Source organism: Streptosporangium lutulentum (genome assembly GCF_030811455.1).
Taxonomy (GTDB): domain Bacteria; phylum Actinomycetota; class Actinomycetes; order Streptosporangiales; family Streptosporangiaceae; genus Streptosporangium; species Streptosporangium lutulentum.
This window is the reverse complement of the sequence record NZ_JAUSQU010000003.1, coordinates 65,894-80,109: the sequence shown is the minus strand read 5'-3', so window position 1 is coordinate 80,109 and position 14,216 is coordinate 65,894. Positions and strand designations below refer to the sequence as shown.

The 14,216-nt window shown below is 67.6% G+C and carries 16 protein-coding genes; 6 read left to right on the top strand and 10 right to left on the bottom strand.

Translation table 11 applies throughout. From position 1 onward, the window contains the following. Positions 1-48: 48 nt before the first annotated feature. The 4 genes from J2853_RS47255 to J2853_RS47240 form a co-directional block, all read right to left on the bottom strand. On the bottom strand, positions 49-195 hold the full coding sequence (locus tag J2853_RS47255; RefSeq protein ID WP_307569420.1) for a hypothetical protein: 147 nt from the start codon (positions 193-195) through the stop codon (positions 49-51). 545 nt (positions 196-740) lie between these two features. Next, positions 741-1,079 carry a hypothetical protein gene (locus J2853_RS47250; RefSeq protein WP_307569418.1) on the bottom strand — a complete coding sequence of 113 codons (339 nt, stop codon included), beginning with the start codon at positions 1,077-1,079 and terminating at the stop codon, positions 741-743. 589 nt (positions 1,080-1,668) lie between these two features. Continuing rightward, entirely contained in the window at positions 1,669-2,277 is a 609-nt protein-coding gene (locus J2853_RS47245) for an HAD family hydrolase (protein ID WP_307569416.1), read from the bottom strand. A gap of 12 nt (positions 2,278-2,289) precedes the next feature. Then, positions 2,290-3,627, bottom strand: a complete 1,338-nt coding sequence (locus tag J2853_RS47240; protein ID WP_307569414.1) for a helix-turn-helix transcriptional regulator — start codon at positions 3,625-3,627, stop codon at positions 2,290-2,292. A gap of 401 nt (positions 3,628-4,028) precedes the next feature. Between J2853_RS47240 and J2853_RS47235 the strand changes: the two genes are divergently transcribed. After that, positions 4,029-4,436, top strand: a complete 408-nt coding sequence (locus tag J2853_RS47235; protein ID WP_307569412.1) for a hypothetical protein — start codon at positions 4,029-4,031, stop codon at positions 4,434-4,436. A 50-nt stretch (positions 4,437-4,486) separates the two neighbouring features. On the opposite strand, the gene J2853_RS47230 is transcribed toward J2853_RS47235, so the two are convergent. Then, positions 4,487-6,580, bottom strand: a complete 2,094-nt coding sequence (locus J2853_RS47230) for a hypothetical protein (RefSeq protein WP_307569411.1) — start codon at positions 6,578-6,580, stop codon at positions 4,487-4,489. Positions 6,581-7,134: 554 nt separating this feature from the next. On the opposite strand from J2853_RS47230, the gene J2853_RS47225 reads away from it, so the two are divergent. Beyond that, positions 7,135-7,980 carry a hypothetical protein gene (locus J2853_RS47225; protein ID WP_307569408.1) on the top strand — a complete coding sequence of 282 codons (846 nt, stop codon included), beginning with the start codon at positions 7,135-7,137 and terminating at the stop codon, positions 7,978-7,980. A 215-nt stretch (positions 7,981-8,195) separates the two neighbouring features. On the opposite strand, the gene J2853_RS47220 is transcribed toward J2853_RS47225, so the two are convergent. Next, positions 8,196-9,287 (bottom strand): site-specific integrase, encoded by a 1,092-nt coding sequence (locus J2853_RS47220; RefSeq protein WP_307569406.1) that lies wholly within the window; start codon positions 9,285-9,287, stop codon positions 8,196-8,198. 333 nt (positions 9,288-9,620) lie between these two features. Here J2853_RS47220 and J2853_RS47215 point away from each other — a divergent pair, with 333 nt between their 5' ends. Together J2853_RS47215 and J2853_RS47210 are read left to right on the top strand one after the other, a co-directional pair. Then, positions 9,621-9,935, top strand: a complete 315-nt coding sequence (locus tag J2853_RS47215; RefSeq protein WP_307569405.1) for a hypothetical protein — start codon at positions 9,621-9,623, stop codon at positions 9,933-9,935. Positions 9,936-10,033: 98 nt separating this feature from the next. Continuing rightward, entirely contained in the window at positions 10,034-10,213 is a 180-nt protein-coding gene (locus tag J2853_RS47210) for a hypothetical protein (RefSeq protein WP_307569403.1), read from the top strand. A 211-nt stretch (positions 10,214-10,424) separates the two neighbouring features. Here J2853_RS47210 and J2853_RS47205 read toward each other — a convergent pair whose 3' ends face one another. The 4 genes from J2853_RS47205 to J2853_RS47190 form a co-directional block, all read right to left on the bottom strand. Continuing rightward, positions 10,425-10,628 carry a hypothetical protein gene (locus tag J2853_RS47205; protein WP_307569401.1) on the bottom strand — a complete coding sequence of 68 codons (204 nt, stop codon included), beginning with the start codon at positions 10,626-10,628 and terminating at the stop codon, positions 10,425-10,427. A 189-nt stretch (positions 10,629-10,817) separates the two neighbouring features. Beyond that, positions 10,818-11,225: a hypothetical protein gene (locus tag J2853_RS47200; protein WP_307569399.1), complete on the bottom strand. Its 408-nt coding sequence runs from the start codon at positions 11,223-11,225 to the stop codon at positions 10,818-10,820. Positions 11,226-11,267: 42 nt separating this feature from the next. Beyond that, entirely contained in the window at positions 11,268-11,834 is a 567-nt protein-coding gene (locus tag J2853_RS47195) for a hypothetical protein (RefSeq protein ID WP_307569396.1), read from the bottom strand. 111 nt (positions 11,835-11,945) lie between these two features. Continuing rightward, positions 11,946-12,200: a hypothetical protein gene (locus tag J2853_RS47190; RefSeq protein ID WP_307569394.1), complete on the bottom strand. Its 255-nt coding sequence runs from the start codon at positions 12,198-12,200 to the stop codon at positions 11,946-11,948. 323 nt (positions 12,201-12,523) lie between these two features. On the opposite strand from J2853_RS47190, the gene J2853_RS47185 reads away from it, so the two are divergent. Beyond that, on the top strand, positions 12,524-13,669 hold the full coding sequence (locus J2853_RS47185; protein WP_307569392.1) for a coiled-coil domain-containing protein: 1,146 nt from the start codon (positions 12,524-12,526) through the stop codon (positions 13,667-13,669). A 14-nt stretch (positions 13,670-13,683) separates the two neighbouring features. Next, positions 13,684-14,187: a DUF6283 family protein gene (locus tag J2853_RS47180; protein WP_307569390.1), complete on the top strand. Its 504-nt coding sequence runs from the start codon at positions 13,684-13,686 to the stop codon at positions 14,185-14,187. The last annotated feature ends 29 nt before the right edge of the window (positions 14,188-14,216 follow it).

Below are 14,216 nucleotides of genomic sequence, written 5' to 3'. Positions count from 1 at the left end.
GCAGATCACGTATGGAGGGTTAACGCGGTGTCCGCGTTAACGGGGCGGTCAGGCGCCGCCGACGACCCACTTGTTCATCTTCTTCATCTGGCTCACCTCCATCGCTGAAGTAAATGACCATTTTTGGCAAGAGAATTGGTTTTCGCGTGCTTGGAATTCAATTTCGAGTGCCGACGCATGTGCGTCGAACCTCATTCTGTAATTTCTCTCCTTTCTTTTCTTGACCCCCGGAACGTAACAGTCGGACGGGGCGGTGTCCAGAGAGTCTTGCGTTTTTAATTCAATTAATGTTCTTCACAAAAAAAGGCATGCAAAAATGGCGGGCCCTATAGGACGGTCGCCGCTCAAGCGGTGCTCATCACACCCGATCCACCCCCTGATCAGGGGGTGGATCGGGTGCGCCTTCCGCTGCGCCGTTCGGCTCAGTAGCGCCCCGGCATGAATGAGATTGCCCATAGGACTTCGGTATGCGGCGTGGGTGAGGACCTGATGACCTGTAAAATTCGCCCGCACAGCAGGCCGGATATTCGCGCCCTTCGGCGACGACCCGCCATAATGACGCACGCCAATTGGTGTTTACCGGCAATTCCCAATCACGGGAACCGTAGGGCGGCCTCCTCCTGCACGGCTGGGCTTTCCTGCTGTAACACGGTCATACCGTTCCCCTTTTCACCGAGTGATGCGGTACGGGAAGGTGCAGACCGGCCATGAGAGCCACCACTGGCCGATCTGCACCTGTTTTAGGGCGCTGGCGCCGTGGGAACCGTCGCCAGGCTGGCGTGAAGCGTCGCGATCCGTTCAGCGGCGCCAGGCAGGTCATCTTCGCCGATCACGTAGCGGTCGGCGGGCTCCTCGAGGAAGTGCCGGCCCCCGCACAGGAGCGTGCCGCCGGGATCGACCCACACGATCAGCTCGGCGCTGATCAGCAGGCGGGGTTGACCCTCGCCTACGGTGAGGGTGCTCATCACCTGGTGGGCGTGAAGCTCAGTCTTCAGGCGCTGCAGGAGGGTTCGGGCTCCGGGAGACCAGACGGTCGCGCGGAGCTCGTCACCGCCTGGTGTTTCGTAGAGCGGCAGCATGGCGTGCTCCTTCCAGGTAGTGATTGGGGCCCCGAGGTCTGCCAGGCCGGTGGGGGCCGGTGTCCTCTGGTGATCGTCTCGGGGCCGCCCCTGGCAAATCCTCACGGCCACCCGGTCGGGTGGGATGGGTGGCCGCTCCGCGGGCGTGGGGTGCGGGGAGGTTCGCCAGAGCTCACGTTCGACGTTCTGCAGGTGCTGCCACAACTCGGCTGCGCTGCGCCCTTTGACGGTGCGGCACTGCTCCCGGTCGGCGCTCCCGCGCATGCAGGAAGTCCATCTGTCCGGGCAGCAGATGGGTGATGATCAGGCAGGCCGCGTCAGTGGCAGGCAAGGTGGAGGCCAGCCAGGAGAAGAACGTGGCCGCTGGAGTCGGAGGTCTGTGGGTCAGGCGGTCGTGCGGGCTGTGGATCAGCACGGGCAACCGCCGGTGTGCTGGTCATGCGTGAGGCGAGGCAGGAGCGTGTACGGCACGGTCATCGGCCGCCTTCCGTGGGCAGGAGCAGATTCCCACTCCGGAAGGTAAGCCGGCCCGGCGCTTCACGTACGGAACCTGGTTACGGGGTAGGAACCAGGTTGCCGGCGCCCCAGGTCAGCGAAGCTGAAGAAGGTTCTCCAGCTCGGCGATGGCCGCATCGACGTCGGAGAACAACACCCCGGCCATGCCGAGCCGGGTAGCGGGCGGAAGGTTGTGGGCGGTGTCATCGACGAACACACACTCCGACGGCTCCAGACCGATCTTGTCGAGGGTGAGCTGATAGATCGCCTCACCGGGCTTGCGGAGCCCGACCTGATCGGAGATCACCACAACGTCGAACCGGCCCTCCAAGTCATAACCGGCGTAGGGGTCGTAGACGCCAGCGCCCCAGGAATTCGACAGCACCGCGGTGGCGATCCCCGCGCTGCGGGCACGCGCGACCAGGTCCAGAACCGGCTGGCACGGGCGCAGGTCGGCGAGCATCCGGCCCAGCAACCCCTCGGCGTCGACTCCCAGTAAACGCGCCAACGTGGCCTCGTAGGCGTGCTGGGGCAAGCGCCCGTCCTCGACCGCGGCCAGCGCGGCGCTTCCCTCCTCGGTGCCGCGCAGCACATGCTCGACGGCGTGGGCGCCGAGACCCTCACGCACCCCGAACGCGCGGAGCGCCCCGTAGAAGTCCGTGGTGATCACTCCACCGAAGTCCAAAATCAGTCCGCGATACACCAGCGCCTCCGACTACGACATCGCCTTCAACGCGATGAGCTTCTCACCAAGTCGCCGAACTGTCGCCGTCCGAGCAGGCCGCACCGCGGCGAAGAGCTTCTCCACCCGCCGCAGACTGTCGGCATGCCGCGTACTCTCGATGATCCTCAACGCCTCGATCGCGTGCTCGGCGCCGTCATCGATCTTCCGGTCCAGCACGAACGCTTCGGCCAGGTCGATGTGGGCGGTGCAGCGGTGCTTGCGCAACGCCGGCTCCAGCCGACCCAGCGCGCCCAGCAGCGCGTCCTGCGCTTCGGCATACCGTCCCAGGCGCATCAACCCACCGCCCCGATAGGCCGCCAGCTTGTCGGCGTTGAACACCCCGATTCCCAGCCACTGATCAGCCGGATCAGCGCGCCCCAAGTGAGTGGCCGCCTCATCCAGGAGAGATTCACACTCCCGATCCTCACCGGAGGCGGCGTGCATCTCCGAGGCCACCGCCGACAACCAGCCATGGGTGACCGGGTGGATTCCTCGTCCCGCCAGATCCAAAGCGCCCCGGGCGAAGCCGAGACCGGCCCCGCGGTTACCGTTGTAGGAGGCGTGAAAGGCGCGGCATCCAAGCGCGAACCCCAGCAGCTCTGGGTCATCGATCTGCTGGCCGGCCCGCGCCGCGATCGCCAGGTACTGCCGGGAGGAATCGAAGTCACCCAGGTCCAACATCAGCATCGTGCCGACCAACGCGCTCATCTGCCCGATCATCGACACCACACGCTTATGGTGCTCACCGGCATCCGGCGCCAGTTCGAGAAGCACGTTCAACGTGCCATAGGCCGGACCGATCAAGGAGAACGCCGAGGAGGACCGGTAGGCGCGGCGGTAGCCGAGTGTGGCCTGCTCCAACCCCTCCACCGTCTCCCCGTCCAGCCGAACCCGGCCAGCTCGGACCGACTCGAATCTGTCACCGAGGTCATGGGCGTGCGCCGGATGGGTACGCAGCAGATCCAGCATGGTCATCACCGAAGCGGCAGCCTGCCCGAAGAACCATCGGCGCTTCACCTCGTCCCACATCTCCCAGTCACGTGGATTGATCAGCAAGTGCATCAGCTTCAGGGTCTGCCCCTGCCCGGCCTGCGCTGGCCCATGTCCGGAACGGGCTTCCAGGGCGAGCAGATGCTGCAGAGGAATCCCGAACAGGTCAGCGATGCTCTGAGCAAGACTCAGACTATCCAGGCGAATCACGCCCGTTTCGACCTTGGACACCCAGCTTTCGCTGCGCCCGATCAAAGCGGCGAAGGCCATCTGCGACAGCCCTCTACGTCGGCGGGCCGCGGCCACCCGGCGCCCGACCAGGACGTCGACCTCGTTCATGGCGCACCTGCCGTCTTGAGTCCGATACCGTCACCCGTCCCCGCCAGGCACCACGAAGCTAACCCCATCCCCCTGACCTGGCTGTGATCATCGCGGTCGCCTCTGCCCGTCATGGATGTGCGTGTGTGTCGCCGCAGTCGCCCACCTGACAGACGTGTGGCCTTCGACATCAAATCAGGTGCGCTGGTAGTCGCTCAAGAGCGAGACGAGCGACAGGTCGCCGCGATCTTGCAGGAGCGGGGCAGTACGCGTCTAGCCGTGGCCTCCACGGTAGCCGCACCCGCCGACAATCAGGTCGATTCCGATGTTCCTCACACCCCGATCAACAAGGGAACCTGTAGATAGCTCTACAACTCATATGTAGGGTGGTCTACAGGGTGAGGTCATGCAGGGAGGATCACGTGAACACCGAACGGCGATTGATCGGCAAGGACAAGCTGGATGCGTTCATCGCGGCACGCGGACCCCGCTACGCCGTGGTCAGCCGGAGCGGGGACCACTACTGCGGCGTGTACGCCGACACCGAGATAGAGGCATCAGCCGAGCGTGAGCATCACATCGGTTGCGGCCGGGAACTCCCGCCCGTCTCCATCTACGGCCCAGACGATGACCTCCCAGAGCTCCCCACCTTCGGCCGCTTCCGGACCGCAGCCATCCGCGCTGAGCGCGAGGCAACCTCACTCCTTCGTGCACGCGTCCACCGTCGCGCCGAGGAGATGCAGGAGAAGGAGGGCACAGTGAATGAGTCCGCCCTGACCCGCGAGGCCGGCGTCGACCGCATGACCATCAGGGGCTGGCTCGGTAAATAAGGAACCCCGGCCGGTGGCCGGGGTTCGGGTGGTACGGCTGTCGCGGGCGGTTACTCCTCGGTCGTGACGGCGAGCTGGTGACGCTCCTGCGCGTGGCCGCGCTCCAGCGTGCAGGTCAGCCAGCCGCGCACCCCCTCTTCGTAGGGGTCCTCCAGCTCGGCGGTGTACAGGCAGCTCATCAGCGCCTCGCCGGGGGCGCGCTTGGGCAACAGGCTCACGGTGCGCCGTTCCGGGGGCGAGGTGGTCCGGTCTCCGGCCGGGCCGGTGATGGCTCCCCACGGGTAGCGTCCGTCCGGGTCGCCCACGCCCAGCGCGGCGGCCGCGGCCTGGGCGGTGTAGGTGTCCCAGCACCAGGCCGCGGTGCTCCACACCCCCGCGCCCCGCTCGGTGGGAGACCAGGTGTGCACGGCGTACCGAACCTGAAACAGGCCATCGGCGTCCTGCCGCTTCAGCCATTCGGGTTCGGCGGCCAGCTGCGCGCCGACACCCTCGGGGCGATACCGTCCCGGCCGCCTCGGGCTGTCTGACCACTCCGGCCGGGCCGGGCGATCAGCGGCGGCGACGGCCTGATGCAGCAGCCGGGCCGGCACCTGCCGCCGATCGCCGTGCTGCAGGGCTGCGCTGTAGTCCCACACCTGCGCACGCTCGGCACCGCCGTGCCAGGCCACCACCGCCTCGGCCAGCTCCACCGCGCGCGCGGGCTGCTCGCACCAGCCGACCAAGACCCACCGGGCGCGCCCATCAGAGCCTGCCGGGCGCAACTGGCGCACCTGGTACGGCAGCGCGGCCACCATCGGCCACCATTCGGGTCCCTCGGCGGTGTCGGGCTCGCCGGTCACGACCTTCCTGTCGGGTTCCTCGGCGCTGCCCTGGCCGCCGGTCATGGCCTTCCTCCCGGTGCCCTGCTCGGCGGCGAACACGGCCGCCAGGCGCGCCCCGAACCCCGCCTTCGCCGCGGTGCGCTCGCGCGGGGTCAGTCGCGCATCCACGCCCAGCGCACCGTCTGCCATCAGCACCTGATCGAGGGCCCTCTCCACCTCGTCCATCCGCGCGCTCAGGTCGAGCACCGCGTCGGAACCGGAGCCGATCAGGGTCCGCAGCGCGGCGGCGGTGGCCCGCACCTCCTGGACGTACCACTGCAGGGGCACGTCCTCCAGGACGTCGGCGATCAGGGCCACCAGGGCAGGCTCGGCGTGACCGTGCGCGTGCCGGCGGATCCGCTGGACCTCATTGCGGACCGCTCTCGTGACTTCCTTGCGGTGCTCGTGCACCTGCACCCGCTCCCCGATGGTCGCGGTGTCGTCATCGTCATCGGTCAGGCTCGCGGCGAGGGCCATCGCGCGGGTCCACCGGCGAGCCAGCCGGGCATGGAGCGGCTCGACCGGGTCGGCCTCGCGCGGCGGCTGCTCCTCCAGCACCTCCACCAGCGTCACCGCGTCGTCCGGGACGAACCCGGTCAGGTCCGCATCCAGGCTCGTGCTCCACAGACTCGTGTCGATCGGCCAGTCCTTTCGGCCGCGCTGCCACAGGGTCATCACCTGGCCTGCATGGTGGCGGGTCGGCCGGTTCACGTACGGGCTGTCGGTGATGACGTCCCGCGTCAGCCGGACCATGGCATGCCGCCACCAGTCGCGCTCGGCGATCTCCGGGCTCTGCTCGCCGTGCTCGATCGCGAGCGCGCCGAACCGCTCGACGTCGGCGGCCGGGGCGAGCTGCGCCACAGCGGTGACCGCTGGGCGATCCCGCATCGCCAGGGCGTGCTGGGCCGTGTCGGCCAGCCGGTCGAGTTTCTCGGTGATGCCGCCGGCGGGCGGGCGGGCAAAGGCGACCCGGGCCAGCAGCACCACGCGCTCGGGGTCGGTGACGGCCGGATAGACGATGACCCGCGGGCAGGGGATCCCCGCGTACTGCCAGACCCCGGAGAGCGCGAGGGCCACGGCGGCCCGGTCCGGTGCGCGGAGGTCGTCCACGCCGCGGCCGTCCTGGCCCGGGTCGGTGGTCAGGCTCACCAGCAGCCACACCATGGCGTCCGGGTCGGGGCCGGCGAGCCCGGCGGCCTGCTCGCGCAGAGCGGTGGTGTACTTGGTCCCGGTGTTGGCGGCGGCGCGCGCCTTCTTCCCCACGGTCGACTGGTGCTTCGGCATGATGCTCGCTTTCCTGGGCGGATCCCACGCATCCGCCTGGACGTGGAGCACGCCGGACAAGATGTCGAACCTCGCGGGCCCCGAGAGACCTTGGCCGAAGATGCTGGGCGACGTGGGCGCCGGGCAACAGCGGACGGCAGTACGCGTCTAGCCGTGGCCTCCACGGTAGCCGCACATCTACCTGGTGGAATCCACATTTCCCGAGATGATCTTCTGCTTCGCCGGAACCACGTCGGCGGTGAGAGACACCGGGGAGCGGCTGGGGAAGGGGAAGGGGCAGGCCAGTGTCACGTGGCCTGGTTGGCGAGCCCTGCAGCCTGAAGTTCAGTGATGTTGCCGGTTTGATACCCGTGCGCGCCGACGCGCTCCGCGGGGGCGCCGCTGCCGTACCTGCTGCCCGACATCGCCCTGGCCCTTGGCGGCATCGGCCGCATCCTCTCCGGGCATTGACCTGGCCCAGGTCGTGCCGCTCTGCGCTCCTGTCCGCAGGGCCTCGTAGCTGACATGATGAGACGCGTCAACACTGTGTTGACGCGTGAAGGGGAAGAGGGTCGATGGTCAGCCGCTCGACGCAGGTCCACCGCCTCGTCGGCGAGCTGGAGAAGATCGCAGAGGTGTCCATCGATGCCGCCTATGGTGAGCGTGCTCACCGATGGACCCTGTCCTACTCCAACGGCCCCACCCACGCCACCATGCAGGCCCACCTCGCGAAACTGGCCAAGAAGACCGGCCTCGATGCGGCTCTCTTCGACCTGCACCGTATCGTCCAGGACGGTGCTCTGTCTCTTCAGGCGGTGCGCTACGTGCGCACCGTCCGGGCCGAAGACCCCTATGAGTACAAGTTCACGCTCGGCTGGGCCATCGAGAAAGCCGCCCAGGACACCGACCATCCCGACCGGCCGCTTGACGACCGCGAGGCAGTCCTGGCCGCCCGGCTTCTGGCCGCCGAAGACGGCTACGCCACCCCGCGAGCTCTGGCTGAGCGGTTACTCCGTCACGGGCTGGCCGGGCTGCTGGCCGATGACCTGGACCATTCTCGGCCCGGGGACCGCATCTGGGCCGCCGAGTACCTCACCGCCCGCTACGCCGAAGGTGAGCACCGGGCCGCCTGGGACCTGCACCTGCACCCGATGCCGACGCCAGAGGCCCTCAGGGCGGCAGCAGCCGACCCCGACTCCCCCCGCGTTCGGGTGGCCGCGCTGACCCTCGCGCCGGTGGTGCGCGCCGAGTTGGAGGCGCAGCTCGCCGACCTCGACCGCCTGGAACTCGGCCTGATCACCGCCGTCCGCGCGGATAAAGCGGCCTGGTCAACGGTCGGCGACGCCTTGCACATCACCAAACAGGGTGCTTCCCAACGCGCGGACCGTCTTGCCGAGCGAGCCTCGTCAACGAGCAATTGACGTCTGGGAGTTACAGCGGTGGGTGTGGCTGTTAGGCAGAGTCTCGATCATGTCCCGGTCAGCGTCTCACGCCTTACCCATCGTGTCGTGCGTCGCGCCGTTGCCCTCCAGTTCAGCCGCGATGATCTGGCGGCTCCCCCGATGCGGGCGTGCGAGACCCGGTCGAATTCGGCTTGGGCCCGCTGGGCACCGTGCCGTCAGGCTGGGCCGACTGATCACAGTCCTACGCCGCGGGTGGCGTTTTGCCGCCATTTGTCGACCGCGCGGATGTAGCCCAGCAGGACCGGGGAGCCGATGTTCCACCGGCCGTGCTCGGCGATCACCGAGACCGGATGGCCTGCGGCGTAGGACACGGTGGCGCCGCCGGCGCGCAGCGAGTGCGCGGTGTAGTGCTCGGCGCCGGGCACGCGGGCCTGGATGGCAATCTCGCGCACGAGAGTGTTGACCGAGTCCCCGCTCAGGCTGGGGCCGATCCGGCCGACCTGATCGACCCGGCGCAGCAGCCGACCGCCGTGCTGACCGTGCTCGGCCAGCACCCTCGTCCAGTTTCTCCAGACCGCGACCGGGTCGGTCAGCGGGTGCTCACCCCGCCAGATCCCGATGGTCTCGCCCTTGCTGTCGCGGTCGGTCTTGGAGGTGCGGATGGTGATCTCCAGGCCGTCATCGACCTCGCGCACATCATCTTGGACCACGGCCGCCAGCTCCTCACGGCGGCCGAACAGGGCCAGGCCGAGCACGAACAGCGCCTGGTTGCGGATCCCGGCGACGGTACGCAGGTCACATGCTTCGACCATGGCGCGCAGCGTCGAGATGGTGATCGGCGGCGATTGGCGCTGGACACGTCTGCCATCCTCGACGAGTTCGTTCCGGTAGCCGCGCAGCACCAGTCGGGCGGTATCGGTGAAGGGCTGGTTGCGGTAGTCGGCCCAACGGTGCATGGTGCGGATCGCGGCGATGGCCTGTTCGATGCTGGCCGGGGCCTGGCCCGCGGTGCACAGGTCGTCGACGTAGGCGGCCAGGCTGTGCTCGGTGGTCGGCAGTGCGACGCGGCCCTCGATGCGGCACCAGTCGGTGAACATTTTCCACTGGCGTTCGTAGGCGCGGCGAGTGTTGGCCGCCACCCCGCGGATCGCCCGGTTCCGGGTGCTGTCGGGGATGGCGAAGTCGGCTTCGGTGTACAGCGGCTCCTCGCCGGTCACCGGTACCGGGGCCAGGGGCGACAGAAGCCGGACCGCGGACGCGGCGGAAGCGCGGGCGATGCGCGCTGCCACACTGGATCCGGGACGGTCGGGGATGTCGAGGCTCATCGGGATACGACTCCGGCGTTTTGGCCGGGCCGGGCTATCGCGCTCTCCGTGACGAGCCAGCAGGCGTGGGCGCGCCGGGACTGCGCGCTATCGGCGTTCCTACGCCCAGAATGTGCGGGGGTGCTGATCACCAGCGTGTACTCCTCGGGAAAAGGCGGACGAGCTGCCACCGCGCGGCCCGGCGCCTTCTGATTCTGCCCGATCAGCCGGGGGTGCGCACCGCCCGATTCCGCCTGATAATCGCGGCCCGGGTAAAGAGGAAACCCTCTCACGGTCCGTACCGCCGCCGGCAAACACACCCCGGTCCGGGGAGGATCTGCCACGCTGGCCAGTATGACCCGTGACGAGCGGATGCGCCTGGCCATGATGCTGGCCGTCCAGGTCGACATGACCCGGCACGATCCCCGGCTGCCGGACCCTTTGCTGAGCTGGTCTGAAGGCGACGTCATCGCGCATCTCCTGGAGGCCCTGGCCGCACTGGTCAGTAACGAGCCGCTGGGCGAGCTGGCCGCCGAGCAGGCCGCCGAGCTGCGGACCCGGATCGGGATTCTGCCGGGCCATGATCCCGAGCGCATGGCCACCGCCATGCTGGACGCCCTCGGCCGCCGGCTCGGTATGGAGACGGAAGGACGCGGCGGCACAGGTTAGGTGTGCCGCCGCTTGGCGGCTCCGGGCACGGATGCGGTTTCGGCCGCTATCGACGAGATGATGTCCTGCGTCGACCACGACAGACCAGGCTGGTCGGCGTGGACGTCACCGGGACGATCGACGCGACCGGCTCTGGCTCGGCGTTCAGGTGGTTGCACCTCGTCCCCGACATGGCGGCCGGTGACCCGCATTCCCGGGCCGTCGTGGTGACCAGCTCGGCGACGTCGACGACCGGCGCGTCCGGCCTAGAGATCCGGGCCCGTCGCTCCTATCTCTGATGGCTCTGATGGTGCGACCCCGCACGCAGTGCCATCAGTCTCGTCGCTGAAGGTCACACCGCACTGGGAGCAGAACACGCTCTCGACCCGCGCTGTTCTCCCCGCCACGTCCAGACCACCTTCAACGAACGACTGCAGCGCTTCGGCTTCGGTGATCGGGACCATTGCCTTGATGACCCATTTGTGCTCATTGATCTGCATCGGGCGGATCTTACACGTCGGCTTCGTCGGCGAGGTCGGCTAAATCGTCGCGCCTGAACTGGAGCTGGCGGCTCAGGGTCTGCGCGGTCCTGGCCATCTCGGTGGCGGTCTCCCATTCGCCGTCGATGATCGCATCAGCGGTGGCACTGACGATGCTGTCCGTAGCGCGTCCGAGAGCGGCAATTTCGCTGGTCAACGCGGTGTGATCGTTCATGCGGGTAACCCTCGCATCCCCGAGTTGGGATGTGTCAACTCCGGAAGCGGGGGGAACTCGTGATGCTCGGCCTCCGTCTCGTTGTCTACGCCCTGAACGGTCCCCGACTCGGTACTCTGCCGCATCCGCTGAGCGTCGAGGCCGACTGGCCGACCATCGGGTCGCACTCGTCATCGGTCTCGAGCGTGGTTATCCCAGGACGGTTATGTCCCAGCCGGAACTACCGCCGCCCTCATTATCGGTGTCGGAGCCGAGTCGGATCAGCGCTCCGGTGGGAAAAGCCGCTGCCTGCGCGAGCGTGTTCACGAAGGAGTCGGCGAGAGCCGTCGCTTGCTTGCGGCATTCATCTTCGCCCGTCCCGTCGCAGCTGATCCCGGAGTCGACAGCCAACGGGTCGCGATGTCCCGTGACCTTCATCAGGAGCTTGTACGACTCCTTGTACGACTGGTTGAACGAGTGCCCGCCGTTCACGGTGATGCCCACGATGTTGTCGCCGCGCACCAGTTCGTTTCCGACACGCACCCACACATCGCGCTTGGCCACTGCTCCACCACTTCCGCCTGGGCCGATTTGCTGCGGCTTCAGCGTAGCGGCCACGACATTTTCGAGCCCTTTCCCGCGGCCTGGTCAGCAACATGATTAGAAAGGTCTGGCGAGCCGTAGCTGCTCGACCAGCTCGGCGATCTCCGACTCGGACAGGTGCGCGGACCCGGTCGTCCTCAAGAGCCACAGCGTCCGCGCCCGCTCGCGCAGCGACATCTGGGGGAGCGGCAAGAGACGCAACCCGCCATCAGGGTTAAGCGTGGCGGGCAAGGACAACCGACGAAGAGTGATCATGCTGGGGCTGTGGACGATGAACACGTCGCAGGGCGCCGTGCTGACCTGATGGCCGTCGGCGAGGTCGCGTTCAGCTTCGGCGACGTCGGCCTGCCGAACCCGCTCGATGACGACGGGCGAGCCCGCGGCCCGGATCCATATCCAGAAGCCACCGAGGGTAGGGAGCGGCTGGTTGAACGGGAGCGCGCGGGCCAACTGAAGTAGCTCGCTGAGCGCGTTCGGGACCGTGAACGTATCTACGCGGGAAATGAGCCAGAAGGACCAGAAGGAGACGCACAGCACGATGTCGAGGACACCGATCGCTACCGCCAACCAGGTCAGGCCATAATGGATGGCTAGCAGGGCGAACGCGGTGAGGATCGTGGTCACGGCGAGGCAGCCGGCTATGGCTCGAACTCGAAAGTTCTTAACGAGCAACGGGACCTCCGGGGTCGGGGGAAGACGATGTGCGGGCCCGCCTTAACGGGCTCGCACCGGTGGTCAAGCGGCGAGCAGCTCCACCTCGAATTCCTCGTCCTCCACGGCCTGGAGCAGGAGGGCGTCAGCGTCGGGGTCCAGGCTGGCACGCCGAAGCGTGTGAGCTTCAATCTTCGCCTTGCGCAGGCCGCGCCGGTAGGCGCTGTTCAGCCAGTAGACCAAGGCGGAAACGCCGTCACCGTTGCTCCACTCAACATGCCCAGCGTGCTTGAAGCCCCGCTCCAGGGCGAGCTCGACGCACTCGGGGTCGAGGAACACCGGGCCGCGGTGAGCAGCACAAGCAGGGCGCGCTGCGCGGCGGTCCGCTGCTAGGGCATCGGCTGGCCCGCTCCGGGGAGGTCACACGGGCGGCTCGGGCAGTCGCCACCGAGAGCGGCGGGTACCCCGCCGAGGGTGTCTCCCCAGTGCCGCGACACTTATTTTATCTCTTAGTTTAATTCTTAGTTTATGATGTAAATCACTCGTGATAACGGATGTTATCGCGACCGCATCATGATCAACAAAATTTTAAAGATTTCGTTTTTGTTGGAAACGTAATCGATTTCGATCCTAACGGAAACGAAACTTGGTATGATGATTTCATGACAGACGATCAGATAGCGGCGCAAACCACGATGAACCACCCGAATGCGGAGGAAGCGGAAAATCTCCCCGACACCCTCTCCCCCGGCCCGGTATGCGCGCGAGCCACCTGCGCAAACCAGCTCAAACCCCGGCCGATGGACGCCGAGGGGCGCCGCCAAGGCGGCCGCCAGGCCAAGTACTGCAGCGACGCCTGCCGAGCCGCCGCCTACAAGGAGCGCACTGCCACCTACACCACGGCGGTCGGCGCGGCCACCGACCGGGCCACCGCGCTGAGCGAGCAGCTGTTGCCGCGCGGCGAGCAGTGGCTCACCGGGCTGAACGCGCTCACCGAGCAGCTGCGCCTGACCAACCAGGGATTGGCCGAACAGACGCGCGCCGCCGAAGAAGCCGCCGAAGAAGCCCGGGCCAGCGCCGCCACCGAGGCCCAGCACGCCGAAACCGCCAACCGGGAGCGCGACACCGCCAGGGCGCAGGCCCTCGAGACCCGTAAGCAGGCCACCGAGACGACTAGCCGCGCCGAACGCGACCGCGACCAGGCGCAAGAAGGCGAGCGCGCCGCCTGGGCCAAGGTGGCCACCCTCGAGGCCGCCCGCGCCCGCGACGAACAGGCCACCTCCGACGCCACCCGACGCGCCAAAGAGGCCGAGGCCGCCCGCGACACGCTGGCCGGTGAGCTATCGAGATTGGAAGAGGCCTGGAACGCCGATCGGAAACGGGTCACCGAACACGACCGCCAGCAGAAAAAACAGATCGACGACCTCCAAGAGCAGCTGGCCAGCCGCGACACCGCCCTGGCCGAGCAGGCGCAGCAGCTACAGGAGGCCACCGATCTCGCTCAGCAGGCCGTGACCGACCGCGACCAATCCCAGGCGACGGCCACCACAGTCCAGGACCAGCTCACCCAGCTGACCGAGAAGCTGCGCACCGAACGCGAGCAGGCGAAAGCGGCCGCGCGGGTGGCCAAATCCCAGCAGCAGACGCTGCGTTGGGCCGAGAAGACGGTGATGAAGACCGAGAAGGCGCTGGAGGCCGCCAACGCCACCATCGCCGCCCTGCGAGCCCAGCTGACCGCCGGCCCCGCGGCCCACGTCGTAGCCGACGACCAACACACCGACCACGAGCCCGCGGCCGGGCCGTCATAAAGGACTCCGGAAGAATGTCCCCGCCGCGATCACCGCGACTGCCCGCCGAGGCGGAGCCAAAAGCCCGGCCGACCGGCGAGGGCACAAACGAGTTCCGGACCGCCCCGTGCGGAAAATGCCCTTGGCGCGTGGATGCCGACCTGACCGAGTTCACGGACGAGGACATGGCGCGGCTCGACCGTGCTCAGCAGGGTGTGGCCCGCCGCAGTGATACCTCCAGCGACGATGCCGTACGCATGCGATCGGCCCCCCGCATGGCATGTCACCGGGACCAGCCAGATGGCCCGCACCCTTTTCGCCTGTGCGCGGGCTGGCTCGCCACCGTCGGCCCCCACCACATGCCGGTCCGAATGAACCTCATCGAAGGAACGCTGCCTCTCGAGGCCGTCTACCCCGACACCCGTTCCTGGCCCGAACTGCACGCGTCGCTGGAAGACCTGCTGACCTGCCGCGATCAGCAGATGAACGCCCCGAGTCTCCACCGCAGCGATCAGACGATGACCCATCAGGAAGAGTAGTGCGGCCTCGGTCCGACGCGGGGTTTCCA